This window comes from Kribbella soli, from assembly GCF_004331345.1.
In the GTDB taxonomy this organism is placed as follows: domain Bacteria; phylum Actinomycetota; class Actinomycetes; order Propionibacteriales; family Kribbellaceae; genus Kribbella; species Kribbella soli.
On sequence record NZ_SJJZ01000006.1, the window covers coordinates 422199 to 436229 of the forward strand.

At 68.0% G+C, this 14031-nt stretch carries 14 protein-coding genes; 8 read left to right on the plus strand and 6 right to left on the minus strand.

The window, feature by feature from the left end:
- Positions 1–138: 138 nt before the first annotated feature.
- Together E0H45_RS41115 and E0H45_RS41120 are read left to right on the plus strand one after the other, a co-directional pair.
- Positions 139–570, plus strand: coding sequence for an SRPBCC family protein (locus E0H45_RS41115; RefSeq protein ID WP_131348013.1), 432 nt, complete (start codon positions 139–141; stop codon positions 568–570).
- Positions 545–1093, plus strand: coding sequence for a TetR/AcrR family transcriptional regulator (locus tag E0H45_RS41120; protein ID WP_131348015.1), 549 nt, complete (start codon positions 545–547; stop codon positions 1091–1093). The genes E0H45_RS41115 and E0H45_RS41120 overlap by 26 nt, the downstream gene beginning before the upstream one ends.
- Here the strand turns inward: E0H45_RS41120 and E0H45_RS41125 are convergent.
- Positions 1074–2270, minus strand: coding sequence for a serpin family protein (locus E0H45_RS41125; protein ID WP_238155694.1), 1197 nt, complete (start codon positions 2268–2270; stop codon positions 1074–1076). The genes E0H45_RS41120 and E0H45_RS41125 overlap by 20 nt on opposite strands.
- A 109-nt stretch (positions 2271–2379) precedes the next feature.
- Here E0H45_RS41125 and E0H45_RS41130 point away from each other — a divergent pair, with 109 nt between their 5' ends.
- Positions 2380–3387 (plus strand): permease, encoded by a 1008-nt coding sequence (locus E0H45_RS41130; RefSeq protein WP_238155695.1) that lies wholly within the window; start codon positions 2380–2382, stop codon positions 3385–3387.
- The gene (locus tag E0H45_RS41135; RefSeq protein WP_238155696.1) at positions 3384–4070 is read left to right on the plus strand and encodes a TIGR03943 family putative permease subunit; all 687 of its coding nucleotides are present in this window, start codon (positions 3384–3386) and stop codon (positions 4068–4070) included. The genes E0H45_RS41130 and E0H45_RS41135 overlap by 4 nt, the downstream gene beginning before the upstream one ends.
- Here E0H45_RS41135 and E0H45_RS41140 read toward each other — a convergent pair.
- Positions 4061–5104 (minus strand): serpin family protein, encoded by a 1044-nt coding sequence (locus tag E0H45_RS41140; protein ID WP_131348019.1) that lies wholly within the window; start codon positions 5102–5104, stop codon positions 4061–4063. The two genes, E0H45_RS41135 and E0H45_RS41140, sit on opposite strands and share 10 nt — an antisense overlap.
- 33 nt (positions 5105–5137) lie before the next feature.
- Here E0H45_RS41140 and E0H45_RS41145 point away from each other — a divergent pair, with 33 nt between their 5' ends.
- On the plus strand, positions 5138–5773 hold the full coding sequence (locus tag E0H45_RS41145) for a flavin reductase family protein (protein ID WP_131348021.1): 636 nt from the start codon (positions 5138–5140) through the stop codon (positions 5771–5773).
- On the opposite strand, the gene E0H45_RS41150 is transcribed toward E0H45_RS41145, so the two are convergent.
- Positions 5762–6670 carry an EamA family transporter gene (locus E0H45_RS41150; RefSeq protein WP_131348023.1) on the minus strand — a complete coding sequence of 303 codons (909 nt, stop codon included), beginning with the start codon at positions 6668–6670 and terminating at the stop codon, positions 5762–5764. The two genes, E0H45_RS41145 and E0H45_RS41150, sit on opposite strands and share 12 nt — an antisense overlap.
- Before the next feature lie 73 nt (positions 6671–6743).
- On the opposite strand from E0H45_RS41150, the gene E0H45_RS41155 reads away from it, so the two are divergent.
- Positions 6744–7652, plus strand: coding sequence for a LysR family transcriptional regulator (locus E0H45_RS41155; RefSeq protein WP_131348025.1), 909 nt, complete (start codon positions 6744–6746; stop codon positions 7650–7652).
- A gap of 141 nt (positions 7653–7793) precedes the next feature.
- Entirely contained in the window at positions 7794–9677 is a 1884-nt protein-coding gene (locus E0H45_RS41160; RefSeq protein WP_131348027.1) for a cellulase family glycosylhydrolase, read from the plus strand.
- 76 nt (positions 9678–9753) lie between these two features.
- Here E0H45_RS41160 and E0H45_RS41165 read toward each other — a convergent pair whose 3' ends face one another.
- Entirely contained in the window at positions 9754–10635 is an 882-nt protein-coding gene (locus tag E0H45_RS41165; RefSeq protein ID WP_131348029.1) for a helix-turn-helix transcriptional regulator, read from the minus strand.
- Between the two features lie 101 nt (positions 10636–10736).
- Between E0H45_RS41165 and E0H45_RS41170 the strand changes: the two genes are divergently transcribed.
- Positions 10737–12185, plus strand: coding sequence for an MFS transporter (locus E0H45_RS41170; RefSeq protein WP_131348031.1), 1449 nt, complete (start codon positions 10737–10739; stop codon positions 12183–12185).
- Here the strand turns inward: E0H45_RS41170 and E0H45_RS41175 are convergent.
- Together E0H45_RS41175 and prfB are read right to left on the minus strand one after the other, a co-directional pair.
- Positions 12148–12912, minus strand: a complete 765-nt coding sequence (locus E0H45_RS41175; RefSeq protein ID WP_131348033.1) for a pentapeptide repeat-containing protein — start codon at positions 12910–12912, stop codon at positions 12148–12150. The genes E0H45_RS41170 and E0H45_RS41175 overlap by 38 nt on opposite strands.
- The gene (gene prfB, locus E0H45_RS41180) at positions 12896–14017 is read right to left on the minus strand and encodes a peptide chain release factor 2 (protein WP_131348035.1); all 1122 of its coding nucleotides are present in this window, start codon (positions 14015–14017) and stop codon (positions 12896–12898) included. Before prfB ends, E0H45_RS41175 begins: the two co-directional genes overlap by 17 nt.
- Positions 14018–14031 lie beyond the last annotated feature (14 nt).

The window sequence follows — 14031 nt, forward strand, 5'->3', positions numbered from 1 at the left end:
CCAAGACCCTACCGGCACCCCGGACCCCGGCCACTCACCAAGGGTCGGGTTTTACCGAGTGCTCACGCTCCGTTCGGCCTGTGTCGACGGTCGGCAAACGCTTTGGTGAGTGCTTCAGATCCGTGTACCATTTGGTACATGCGCTTCGATCATTCCAGCACGATCCAGGCACCGGCCGACCGGGTCTGGGAGGTTTTCAGCAACGTCGAGCAGTGGCCCGACTGGACCCCGACCGTCGACTCCGTCGAGCGGCTGGACGCGGGCCGGATCCACGTCGGCGCCCGCACCCGGATCCGCCAGCCCAAGCTCCCGGTCGCCGTCTGGGAGGTGACCGAGCTCAAGGAGGGTGAGTACTTCGAGTGGGTCTCGAAAGCCCCCGGGATCAAGACGACCGGCGGCCACCGCGTGGTCAGCACACCGGAAGGCACCGTGGCGACCGCGACCATCATCCAGGAAGGCCCGCTCGGTTGGCTGTTCGGCAGGCTGTACGCCAAGCTCACCCGGGACTACATCGCCACCGAGACCGCCAAGCTGAAGGAAGTCAGTGAGTCGAGCAAGCCTGCTGGGTAACGCTGTCGAGCATTTCGCGAAGAACGGGATCGGGGACGCGAGCCTGCGCAGTATCGCGACCTCGATCGGCACCAGTCACCGGATGCTGATCTACCACTTCGGTTCCCGCGAGGGCCTGCTCGCCGAGGTGGTCCGCACGGTCGAGCAGCAGCAACGCGACCTCCTCGCCGACCTGGGCGAGTCGCAGCGACCGGTCGCGGAGCAGGCCGAGGAGTTCTGGCGCCGCGTCACCGAGGCCGCGCTCGTCTACGGCCCGCTGTTCTTCGAGCTCAGCGCTCACGCGATGCAGGACCTGCCGCACACCGAGTCCCTCAAGGCCGACCTGATCAACGTCTGGCTACCGCCGCTAACCGAGCTCTGCCTACGCGCAGGCCTCCCACCCGAGGAGGCCCCGGCGTACGCGCGGCTCGGCCTGGCCGCCTCGCGTGGCCTCCTGTTCGACCTGCTACTGACCGGCGATCGCGCGGGCGTCGACGAGGCGTCCGCGCTGCTCAACCGGCTGTTCACGCTCCCGGTTCAGTAGGCCTCTCGACCCAGCCCGCCACGATCGGCAAGCGCGAGTCCCGCAGTACGGCGGTGAACGCGAACGGCCTGTCCAGCGTGAGCTCCAGGCGACGCTCCTGCCGGGTGATCATCGCGGCCCGCGTCATCGCGATCGCGGTCACCGCCGCGGCCTCGAACCCGGTCGCGAAGAACCGCGCGAGCACCTTCTGCTTCGCCTGCCCGACCTGGAGCGGAGTCGGGCTGAGCGCGCTGAAATGCCCGTGTGCCCCCGGATCCGACGTGACCGCGGTCAACCCGAACAGCTCACGAGATGCGAGCAGATCATGCTCGACCTCGATGCTGAACGACGGCAACGACACCTTCACCTCCGGCCGCGACGCCGTCGTCCGCCCGATCCGCAACCCCGGCCCGGGCTCGTCCTCGGCAATGAGCTGACTTCCAGGTACGCCGTCCGCCGGGCGAGCCGCCGCATCCAGCAAGCGCGGGAGTACGTCGTCACCGTCGCCGATCCCCAGCAGTACGTCGACATCCGCGTCGCCCCGCACCGTGACCACGGTCAGGTCGTCGTACCGCTGTACCGAATCCAGGTCGTGGTCCGCGCGCTCGAGCCAGTGCCACGAACCGGCCCACGGGCCGGCGACCCGACGGATCTGCTCGGTGAACGGGCGGACCCAGGTGGTGCGGAGCAGCAGCGCCGAGGCGAGGACGAGCATCACGTCGCCGTCGAGGTCGAGCGGCATCTCGCGGATCAGGTCGTCGGTGTGTTCGGCGGCCCAGGCGTCGAGTTTCGCCTTGTCCACGGCCGGGTTGCCGGTCAGCAGGCCGACGAGCGGCGCGGGCATCACACTGTCGAACGATTCAGCGAGCTTCAGCTGCTCGCTGACCCAGACGCCGAGCGCGGCATTCAGATCGGCCGAGGCTTCGATCGCCTCGATCAGCCGGATCGCGTCGGTCGACCCGGTCTCCGGATCCACTCCGGCGGCCGTGGCGAGTTCGGTGCGTCCGGGCTCGTCCGCACCGGTCGCGAGGATCGCCAGCAGCGGCCAGAGGCCGAGGCCGGCCACCACGGTGTTCTCCGCCGGCAACGTCCGGGCCCAGCGGGTGGTCAGGTCGTTGACTGCGCGCACCACGTCGGCATCCATATCCCCCAGCGTGCCACGGGCGGACGCCCAGGCCATCACAATCGCGTCCGACATCGCCCGCCGAGCGTGCAGCCGATTGCGATCCACCGATTGTGATGGCCTGGGCGACCCGTAATATGACTGTGATTTTCATTTCCAGACAATTTCTGCCAGCATTCCGCCCATGACAACGGCCGAGCAGGAGACCGCGGAGTCGTCAGAGTCGGCAGAGTCGCCTGGGTCGTCGATCGCGTTCACGGCGACGCTGGTGCTGCTGGTCGGTGCGGCGTTGTTCGGGCGGCGGCTCTTCGCCGGCTGGTTCACCGACGACGGGATCCGGACCTGGGCGACGATGTTCGTCGGCGTGACCGTGCAGGCGCTGCCGTTCCTGGTGCTCGGCGTACTGCTCTCGGCCGCCCTCACCGCGTTCGTCCCAGCCTCGTTCTTCGCGAAGGCGCTCCCGAAGCACCCCGCCTTGGCCGTGCCGGTGGCGAGCGCGTCCGGGGTCGTACTCCCGGGCTGCGAGTGCGCGTCGGTCCCGGTGTCGGCGGCGTTGATGAACCGTGGCGTCACGCCGGCCGCGGCGATCGCCTTCCTGCTGTCCGCGCCGGCGATCAACCCGGTCGTACTGGCGTCGACCGCGGTGGCGTTCCCGGGACAGCCGAAGGTCGTGGTCGCCCGCGCGGTGACGTCCCTCGCGGTGTCGATGATCCTCGGCTGGTTGTGGTTGCTGACCGGCAAGGGCGGGTCGTGGCTGAAGATGCCGAAGAACCGGCACGCACACGACGACGGCAAGTTCGACGTGTTCCGGTCCGCGATGCTGCACGACTTCCTGCACGCCGGCGGGTTCCTCGTGGTCGGCGCGGCGGCCGCGGCCACGTTGAACGTCGTCGTCCCGCGGGCCTGGCTCGACCACGTCGCGGGCAATCTCCTGCTGTCGGTGGTGATCCTCGGGCTGCTCGCCGTACTGCTGGCGATCTGTTCCGAGGCGGACGCGTTCGTGGCAGCGAGCCTGACCCAGTTCTCGCTGACCGCGCGGCTCGCGTTCATGGTGGTCGGCCCGATCGTCGACGTGAAGCTGATCGCCTTGCAGACCGGGACGTTCGGCCCGAAGTTCGCCGTCCGGTTCGCGCCGGCCACCTTCGTGGTCGCCCTCCTGGCCAGCCTGCTGATCGGATGGTGGTTGTTGTGAAGCGCAACGTTGCCGGGTTGGTGATCGTGTTCGTCGGGGCCGCGATGATGCAGCTCGCGACGTCCGGGACGTACTTGCGGTACGTGAAACCCGGGATGCGGTGGATGCTGCTCGCGGCCGGCATCGTACTGATCGCGCTCGCGGTCACCGATGTCGTCGTGCGGTCCCGCCAGACCCACGACCACGGCCTACCGCGCGCCGCCTGGCTGCTCCTGATCCCGGTCTTCGCGCTGCTCGTCGTGGATCCGCCCGCACTCGGAGCGGACGCCGCGCAACGGCAGTCGCCGGTCGCCGCGAAACCGGCCAAACCGGTCGATCCGCAGGGCAACGCGTACTGGGGCGACGAGTCGCACGGCCCCAAGCCCATGACGGTCCGCGACTACGCGGTCTGGGCGGTGTGGGAGAAGGAGACGATGCAGGGCCGGTCGTTCCAGCTGACCGGTTTCGTCACCCCGGCGAAGAACGGCGTCTGGTACGTGACCCGCATCGGCCTGACCTGCTGCGTCGCGGACGGTACGGCGTTCATGGTCGAGGCCCGCGGTCAGGCCGCGCCGCCGAAGAACCAATGGATCACGGTGACCGGCAAGTGGGCCGAGCCGACCAAGCGCGTCGACGGCGACGTCGCAGCGCTCACGGTCGAGACGGTCAAGCCGGTGGCCGCGCCCGTCAACCCCTACGAATAGTTCACCCAGCCGGCGACGACGGGCACTCCGGTCGGCCGGTGGACGGCGATGAAGCCGAACGGCCGCTCGAGATTCACGTACAGCGCCTTCGCGCCCAGCGCAGCACCCGCGGCCATGGCCATCGCGGTGACCGCGGCCGCTTCGAACCCGGTCGCGGAGAACCGCGCCATCACGGCCTGCCGTGCCTGGCCGATCGCCAACGGCTGCGGGCTCAGCCCCGGGAAGTGCCCGCTGCTCGCGTCCGACGCGGCCGTCAGCCCGAACACCTCGGGATGCTCCAGCAGATCATGCTCCGCTTCGATCTCGAAGTACGGCATCGACAGTACGACGGTCGGCTGCATGGACTCGATCACCTCCACGCCAGGCGCCGACCGCTCCGCCGCCAGCACCTCGGACCCACTCAGCCCGTCCCCGTCCAGCTCCAGCGCCGCGGACAGCACGGCTGCACGCCCACCATCACCGACCACGAGCCGTACGTCGAACTCGCCGGTTCCACGCACCGTCACCACGGTCAACGGCCCCGCCGCGCTCTCATACACCTGCAAGCTGTCGAGGTCGGTATCTGCCCGGCTCAACCACCGCCGATCGTTCCGCGGGTACTCCTCGAACGGCAGCGCCCACTCCGTCTTCAGCACCAACGCCGACGCGAGCACCAGCAACACCTCAGGCGTGAGCTGGACGGGCATCCGTTGCAGCAACCCGTCCGTCTGCTCGACCACCCACGCGTCGAGTGCAGCGCGATCGGTCAACGTCCCACGCACCTCGGGCGGCAGGAACCGGTCCACACCCGGCTGCAGGTCGATTTCCGGACGCGTCCACAGTCCCAACGCCATGCGCAGCTCGGGAGCCTGCAGCAGGCCGCCGTACCGTCTCCCCGCGGCCTCGGCCAGCTCGGTGTGGGCAGGCTCGTCCGCGACCTCGGCCAGCATCGCCAGCAACGGCTGTACGCCGAGTCCGGAGATCACGGTGCTGTCCTCGCCGGGTAGTTCGGCGATCCATCGAGCGGTCAGGCGACCGACTTGAGAGGCGTCCACTCACACATCCTGGCCTATCCCCGTTTCATTCGCATGAAACGCACAGTCGAGCCCAAGGTCCTGTACTTCGGTACTCCGGTAGTCCTGATCAGCTCCGCCAACCCCGACGGCACCACGAACCTCGCTCCGATGTCGTCCGCCTGGTGGCTCGGATACACCGCGATGCTCGGGATGGGGACGAGCGCGCAGACCGTGAAGAATCTCGTCGAGCGGCCGGAGATCGTGCTGAACCTGGTCGACCCGGACATGGTCGCGGCGCTCGACCGGATCGCGCTGCTGACCGGGTCGGAGGAGATGTCGGAGTCGAAGCGGGCGCGCGGGTACCGGTACGTACCGGACAAGTTCGCCGCCGGCGGGCTGACCCGCGAGCCGAGCGAGCTGTCCAGCCTGGATTCCGTCCAGGAGAGCCCGATCAACCTCGAGGGCCGGATCGAGACGATCCACGAGATCGGCGGGCCTGATTCGCATCTGTGCTCGTTGGAGATGAAGGTCGAGCGGGTCCGGGTGCGCGAGGACCTGCTGATGAGCAACGACCGGTACATCGACCCGCTGCGCTGGGATCCGCTGATCATGAAGTTCACCGAGTACTTCGCGGGCGGCGCTCCGGCGTACCCCTCTTCACTCGCGCGCGGTTGGCAGATGCCCCCGATGGTCAGCTCACGCGCCTGACTTCACCAAGACGCCGGACTCCGTGGTCTGCGGAGCCCGCGGGGTCCGGCGCCGGATGACCGTGCAGGCCATGCCGCCGATCACCAGCACCGCCGCGATCGCCTGCTGAAGGCCGACCGTCTCACCGCGCAGGACCCACGCGGCGGACATGCCCACGACCGGCACCAGCAGCGAGAACGGTGCGACCGTGCTGGCGTCGTACTGCCGGAGCAGGTAGCCCCAGACGCCGAACCCGAACAGGGTGGCCACGAAGGCGAGGTACGCGATCGCGCCGATACCGCTCAGGTCGATCGCGCGGATCGCGTCGGCGTCGGCCTTCGGCCCCTCGGTGAGCAGGGAGAGGATCAGCAGCGGTACGACGGCGACGGCGCTGACCCAGACCATGAAGCGCAAGGTGTCCGGCGGCTTCGCGTACCGGGTGATCGTGTTGGACACACCCCAGAACCCGGCCGCGACGATCACCAGTGCTAGCGCTCCTAGCGGCGCGGACAGCTTGCGGTCGAGGACGATCAGCAGGATCCCGACACACGCGATGACGATGCCGATGATCTGGGCGGGCCGCGGGCGCTCCCGCAGTACGGCGATCGCGAACAGGACCGTGAAGATCACCTGGCTCTGCAGCACGAGCGACGACAGGCCGGCCGGTACGCCGTGATCCATCGCGATGAACAGCAACCCGAACTTCGCCACACCGAGTGCGAGGCCGACGCCCACGACGTACCGCCAGGCGACGCGTGGTTTGCCGAGCAGGAAGATCGCGGGGACGGCGGCGAAGAAGAACCGCAGCGCGGACAGCAGGAGTGGCGGCATGCCTTCGAGACCGACCTCGATCACGACGAAATTGATGCCCCAGACAACGACGACGGCGAGGGCGAGGAGCAGGTCACGAGGCTTCATACGGTCCAGTGTTGGTCGGAGTACACTTAAGGACCAGCACCGATTTCTACCGCTAACGATGTAGGAGTGCTTCATGATCGATCTGGGGCGGCTCAAGGCGCTGCACGCGGTGGCGCAGTACGGATCGGTCAATCGGGCGGCCGAGGCGCTCGGTTACACGCCGTCCGCGGTGTCGCAGCAACTGGCGAAGCTGGAGCGGGAGACCAGGACGACGCTGATCGAGCGGCAGGGGCGCGGGATCGTGCTGACCGACGCGGCCCAGCAGTTGGCGTCGACGGCGGCGCGGATTCTCGAGCTGGTCGAGGACGCCGAGCTGACACTGGAAGAGCAACGTGGTCAGGCGATCGGGACGCTCAGCATCGCCGCGTTCCCGACCGCGGCGCGCGGGCTGTTACCGCCCGCTCTCGCGCGGCTGGTCCACGATCACCGTCAACTGGATGTCCGGGTGCTCGAGACGGACCCGTTCGAGGCGGTGACCGCCGTCAACCGCGGCGAGATCGACGTCGCGATCGTCCACGACTGGCACAACACTCCCCTCGGTCTGCCTGAGGGTTTGTCGCGGGTGAAGCTCGGCAGCGACCCCGCCGACGTACTGGTGCCGGCGACACATCGCCTGGCAGGCAAGGAGTTCGTCCGCGCCGAGGATCTCGTCGGCGAGCGATGGATCTGCCAGCCGGTCGGGTCGATCTGCCACGAGTGGCTGATCCGGACGATGCGCCGCGCGGGCGTCGAGCCGGAGGTCGCGTACTCCGTCGCGGAGTACCAGACCCAGCTGGCAATGCTCGCCCGCGGTCTCGGCATCGGCCTGCTCCCCCGGCTCGGCCGCGGCCCGGTCCCCGACGGCGTGGTCGTCGTACCGCTGCAACCCGCGCCGAGCCGTCGCTTGTACGCCGTCTGGCGCACGACCACCTCGCGCCGCCCGGCGATCACCGTCACGCTCGCGACCCTCAAGGCAGCCTGGCCGGACAGAGACACGGCCTGATCGCTTGTGATCGCTATCAACCTTCGGAAATGATCACCTTGCGCGACCGGTTGACAGCGTTCCGCGCCTGCCGTTAGGTTCTGCTGAACTGTTAGGAAACCTTCCTAATCATCCTCCCCGACGCCCCCTCGGAGGAAGTTCATGATCCGTTCTCTCCTGGCCGGCGTACTGCTGGCCGCTTCGACCCTGTTACCGACGCAGGCCCAGGCCGTCGCCGACGACACCCCGGTCGGCCGCAACGGCCAGCTGCACGTCTGCGGCACCAAGCTCTGCAACGAGCGCAACGAGCCTGTCCAGCTGCGCGGCATGAGCACGCACGGCCTGCAGTGGTACGCGAACTGCGTCAAGACCACCTCGCTGGACGCGCTGGCGAACGACTGGAAAGCCGACATCCTGCGCATCTCCATGTACGTGCAGGAGGACGGTTACGAGACCGACCCGGAGAAGTTCACCAACCTGGTGAACACCTACATCGAAGAGGCGACCAAGCGCGGCCTGTACGCACTGGTCGACTGGCACCAGCTCGACCCGGGCGACCCAAACGCGAACCTCGGTCTGGCGAAAACGTTCTTCACCGCGATCGCCGAACGGCACAAGGACAAGAAGAACATCATCTACGACATCGCCAACGAGCCGAACGGCGTCAGCTGGGCCGGCATCAAGTCGTACGCCGAGCAGATGGTGCCGGTGATCCGGGCCAAGGACCCCGACGGCGTGATCTTCGTCGGCACCCACGGCTGGGCGTCCCTCGGCGTCTCCGACGGCGGCAGCGAGGCCGACATCATCGACAACCCGGTGAACGCGACCAACCTGATGTACACGTTCCACTTCTACGCCGCGTCGCACCAGCAGGAGTACTTCGACGCCCTGTCCCGCGCCGCGGACCGGATCCCCTTGTTCGTCACGGAATTCGGCACCCAGACGTACACCGGTGACGGCGGCAACGACTTCACCTGGTCGCAGAAGTACCTGGACTTCCTGGAGAGCAAGCAGATCGGCTGGACGAACTGGAACTTCTCCGACGACTTCCGCTCCGGCGCGGTCTTCAAGGAAGGCACCTGCGCCGGCGACGACTTCACCGGTACGTCGATGCTCAAGCCGGCCGGCGTGTGGATCCGCGACCACATCCGCAACCGCACCGCCTCCACAGTCACCACCGACGTCAGCACCGCCGCCGAACTCAAGGCAGCGCTGACCGACGCCAAGCCCGGTGACACGATCAAGCTTGCCGACGGCACCTACACCGGCAACTTCAAGACCACGGTCGACGGCACGTCCGCGGCGCCGATCACGCTGACCGGCTCGTCGAACGCCGTACTGCAGGCCGGTGGCGGCTACGGCCTGCACCTCGACGGCGCGTCGTACTGGAATGTCAACGGCATCACGGTGACCGGTGGCCAGAAGGGCATCATGATCGACAGCGCCACCCACGTCACGATCGACGGCGTGACCGTGCACGGGCTGGACATGGAAGGCGTGCACTTCCGCAACAGCAGCACGTACGGCGTGATCAAGAACTCGCGCATCTACGACACCGGCAACGACGGCCGCGGGATGGGCGAGGGCGTGTACGTCGGCAGCGCGGGCGGCACCTCGGACAAGTCCGACCACGTGCAGATCCTCGGCAACACGATCGGCCCGGACGTCGGCGGCGAGGCGGTCGATCTCAAGGAGGGGACGACCGGCGGACTCGTGTCCGGCAACAGTTTCGACGGCCGCGGCCTCACCGGCGCGAATTACGACGACAGCTGGATCGATGTCAAGGGCAACAACTACGTGATCGAGAACAACACCGGCAAGAACACCACGAACAACGGGTACGAGACGCACACCCAGCAGTCCGGCTGGGGTTGCGGGACGGTGTTCCGCGGCAACGAGTCCGATCTGACCGGCGCGACCGGGAGCGGGCGGTACGCGTTCAACATCACCAACTACAACGCCTCCAGTTGCAAGGTCACGGTCGACCGCAGCAACACGATGACCGGCGGGAAGGCACTGACCAACCCGGGCATCCCGGTCACCTGACAAAGCTCCCCGGCCGCCCTGCCCGGCGGCCGGGGCCAGGGTCCGGCTGGCCCGCCCCGTCAGCCGGGCCTCCCTGTCAAGTGGGCCGACAGGCGGGACCCTTGGCCGGCGCGTCGACGATCTGCCGGAGTTTGCCCTCGGTCTCCTCGTCCAGCGCGGTGTACACGGTCGCCCGGGTCGGCCCGAGTTGCGACAGCCACAGGTTGACCGGCTCGATCCGGAGGATGCCGTAGCCGTCGATCTCCAGCATCTTCGTCCGCGTGCTCGGCGCCGCCACGTCGTACCGCTCCCAGAGCTCCGCGAAGTGCGGCGAGCTGTTGAGCAGGCCCTGGATCAGGTCCTGCCAGAGCGCTTCGCCGACGTGCTCCGCGGACGCTGCGCGGAACGCCGCGACCATGTGGTGCTTGGTCATCTCCGCATCGACGAAGCTGCACATCCAGCCGTCGGAGACGAAATTCAGCCAGAGCAGGTTCCGCTCCTCGACCGGCACTTCGTTGAGGTCGAGGACCACTTTGCAGTACGCGTCGTTGAACGCGAGGATGTCGTACCGCGTGTTCAGCACCAGCGCCGGGTACGGCGAGACCGCGTCGAGCGTCTTCTGGACCGACGAGGGCAGCGCCGTACACACCCCCGGCGACGGGCCGAGCCGGAGCCCGGCCAGCCGGTACAGGTGGTTGCGCTCCTGCCGGTCGAACCGCAGCGCCGTCGCGATCGCGTCCAGGACCTGGGCGGACACGTTGATGTCGCGGCCTTGCTCGAGCCACGTGTACCAGGTGACGCCGACTCCCGCGAGCAGCGCGACCTCCTCGCGCCGCAGTCCCGGCGTACGGCGGCGGCCGCCCGGGGCGAACCCGACCTCGTCGGGCCGGATGCGCTCCCTCCGGCTGCGCAGGAACACCCCGAGCTCCCGCCGCTGCGCTGTGACGGTTCTGTCGGTGGCTACTGGGACAGTGGTCATGGTTCCATCATGGACACTGGCGCAACCTGGTGCCAGGTGCTGCGAGTAATAGGATAAGCAGGCTCTCACCACCAGGCTCTGAGCGCGCGCAGGCTTGAGCCATGACAGACCAGCTCCAGGCTGCCACCACTCCGGTCACCGCTCGGCCGCCGGCCGCTGCGGTGCCGCTGAAGCCGGTGGCGCTCACGACCCTCATCTTCGGCGCCTTCCTGCCGATGCTCTCCTTCTTCGTCATCAACGTCGCCCTGCCGGCGATCGGCTCCGATCTGCGGGCCACGTCCGGCGAGCTCCAGCTCGTCGTCGGCAGCTACGGGATCGCCGTGGCGACCTTGCTTGTGGTCGGTGGTCGCCTCGGTGACACGTTCGGCCGCAAGCGCCTCTTCCTGATCGGCCTGATCGGCTTCACCATCATGTCGCTCGTCTGCGCCATCGCCCCGAGCATCGGCGTACTGCTCGTCGCACGGGTCGTCCAGGGCGCTGCAGGTGCCGCGGTCACCCCACAGGTGCTGGCAACGATCACCAGCCTGCTGACCGGCCAGCACCGCGCCCGCGCGATGGCTATGTACGGCGTCGCAGGCGGTGCCGCGGCGGCGTTCGGGCAGATCCTCGGCGGCGTACTCGTCGAGGCAAACGTGTTCGACCTCGGCTGGCGGGCGGTGTTCCTCGTCAACGTGCCGGTCGGCATCGTGGGCGTGGCCGCGGCGATCCGGCTGATCCCGGAAACCAAGGCAGACAAGGCACAGCGCGTCGACCTCGTAGGGGCCGCGCTACTCGCGCTGACCCTGGTCCTCCTGCTTCTGCCGCTCACCGAGGGCCGTCCGCTCGGCTGGCCACTCTGGACGTGGCTCTGCCTCGCAGCAACGATTCCGGCCGTGGTGCTGCTCGGTGCACACCAGCACCGGTCTGAGCGGTCAGGTGCGGCTCCACTGATCCCGCCCACGGTGCTGCGGCTGAAGGCGATGCGGATCGGGCTCCTGCTCGCAGTGGCGTTCTTCACCACGTTCGGTGGCTTCATGTTCGTTTTCGCACTGGCCACCCAGGGAGAGGCGCGCATGTCTCCGCTGGAGGGCGGTCTGAGCCTGCTACCGATGGCTGTCGGTTTCCTGATCACCTCGATCTACGGCCCGCGGCTGCAGGCGCGGTACGGCGCGGGCCTCATCGTGCGCGGCTGGATCATTCAGGGCGTCGGGTACGCCGTACTCGCGGTCGTCGCCCTCACCCTGTGGCCGCACGTGAACCCGTTGAAGCTCGCCGTACCGATGCTGATCGCGGGCTTCGGCTCCGGCCTGGTCATGGTGCCGCTGATGGGCGTGGTCCTCAGCCAGGTCCCACCAGCCCAGGCAGGACTCGGCAGCGGCATCCTGCTCACCAGCCAGCAGACCTGCCTGGCGCTAGGAGCCGCCACAGTCGGTACGGCGTACCTAGCCCTGGCCGGCACCTCTTGGGACCAGGGCGGCGCACTAGCCGCAGTAGCCCTGGCTATCACCGCAATCTCGTTGCTGATGACGCCAGTCACGCACCAGTTGCGGACCAGTGGGAAGGGCGCGTAACCGCCTTCGGAAGTCTTGTGGTGTGGTCGCCTCGGGCGGCGTTGATTTGAGACTGGGTGAGGAACAGGGCGCCCGTCAGGTCAGCGCCGCTCAGGTCGGCGTCGCGGAGGTCGGCGCCGATCAGGTCTGCTTGGCGGAGGTCAGCGGCGCGCAGGTCGGCACCGATCAGATACGCGCCGCGCAGGTTGGCCTTCGCGAGGTCGGCGCCGCGGAGGCGGGCTCCGATGAGGTCCGCGCCGCGGCGCTCCTTCTTCTTGCTCTGCTTGCCACGGACGAGCCGGCTGGTGTCGAGCAGCAGCTCGTTGACGATGGCCCGCTCCGCCACCACGTCGACGGTCGTGAGGTCCGCCGTACGGCTCACTGCCTCCACCCGGTCGATCGCCGGCTGCAGATCCTTGTTGTATTCAAGGGCTTCGGTGAGATACCAGAGCAGCTCGTGCAGCTGGCGCAGGATCGGGAGCGCGGCGAACATCTCCGGTCCGGGCTTCCCCATCCGCTGCGAGATCGCCTGGCCGGCGCCGAAGCAGTCGTAGACCGTGCAGCCCGCGAAACCCTTGTCCCGCAAGGTGCTGTGGATCGTGCAGCGGAAGTCGTCGCTCAGGTTCGGGCAGGCCTCGCCGGCGGACTTGTCGATGGCGAAGTCCGCCGACTTGCTGAACGTCAGCGCGACGCAGCAGAGGCCGAAGCAACTACTGCAGTCGGCCTGCAGATCAGTTCTGTTCGGCAACCGTGTGGCCGGTACGGCGCCAGCGGATGCCGGCCTCGATGAACTCGTCGATCTCACCGTCGAACACACCCGAGGTGTTACCCGACTCGAACTGCGTCCGCAGGTCCTTCACCATCTGGTACGGGTGCAGGACGTAGGACCGCATCTGGTCGCCCCACGAGCCCTGCACGTCCCCGCGCAGCGCGTCGATCTGGGCTCGCTCCTCGGCCTTCTTCAGCGCGAGCAGCTTGGCCTTCAGGATGACCATCGCGCTGGCCTTGTTCTGCAGCTGCGACTTCTCGTTCTGGCAGGAGACCACGGTGCCGGTCGGGATGTGCGTGATCCGGACGGCGGAGTCGGTCGTGTTGACGCTCTGACCACCCGGGCCGGACGACCGGTACACGTCGATCCGCAGTTCTTCCTCCGGTACGTCGATCTCGTCGGTCTGCTCGAGCACCGGGACCACCTCGACCGCGGCGAACGAGGTCTGCCGGCGGCCCTGGTTGTCGAACGGCGAGATCCGCACCAGCCGGTGCGTCCCGGACTCGACGCTCAGCGTGCCGTACGCGTACGGCGCCTTGACCCCGAACGTGGTCGACTTGAGCCCGGCCTCTTCGGCGTACGACGTGTCGTAGACCTCGGTCGGGTAACCGTGCCGCTCGGCCCAGCGCAGGTACATCCGCTGCAGCATCTCGGCGAAGTCGGCCGCATCCACACCGCCCGCGCCGGAGCGGATCGTCACCAGCGCCTCGCGCTCGTCGTACTCACCGGACAGCAGGGTGCGGACCTCGAGGGACTGGATCGCCTTGGCGACCGAGCCGATCTCCTTCTCGGCCTCGACCAGGCTGTCCGCGTCGTTCTCCTCGCGGCCCAGCTCGACCAGCGCGCCGATGTCGTCGAGGCGGCCGCGCAGGTTGGTCACCCGCTCGACGTCGGACTGCAGGCTGGACAGACGCGACGTCACCTTCTGCGCGTTCGCCTGGTCGTCCCAGAGATCGGGCGCAGCGACCTGCTCGCCGAGCTCGTCGATCTCCTTGCGCAACGCAGGAAGATCGAGCACTTTCTCGATCGAGGTCATCGTCGCGTCGAGCTGCTTCAGCTCCGCGTCAAAATCCAGTCCAGCCACAACTAAGCAGCTTA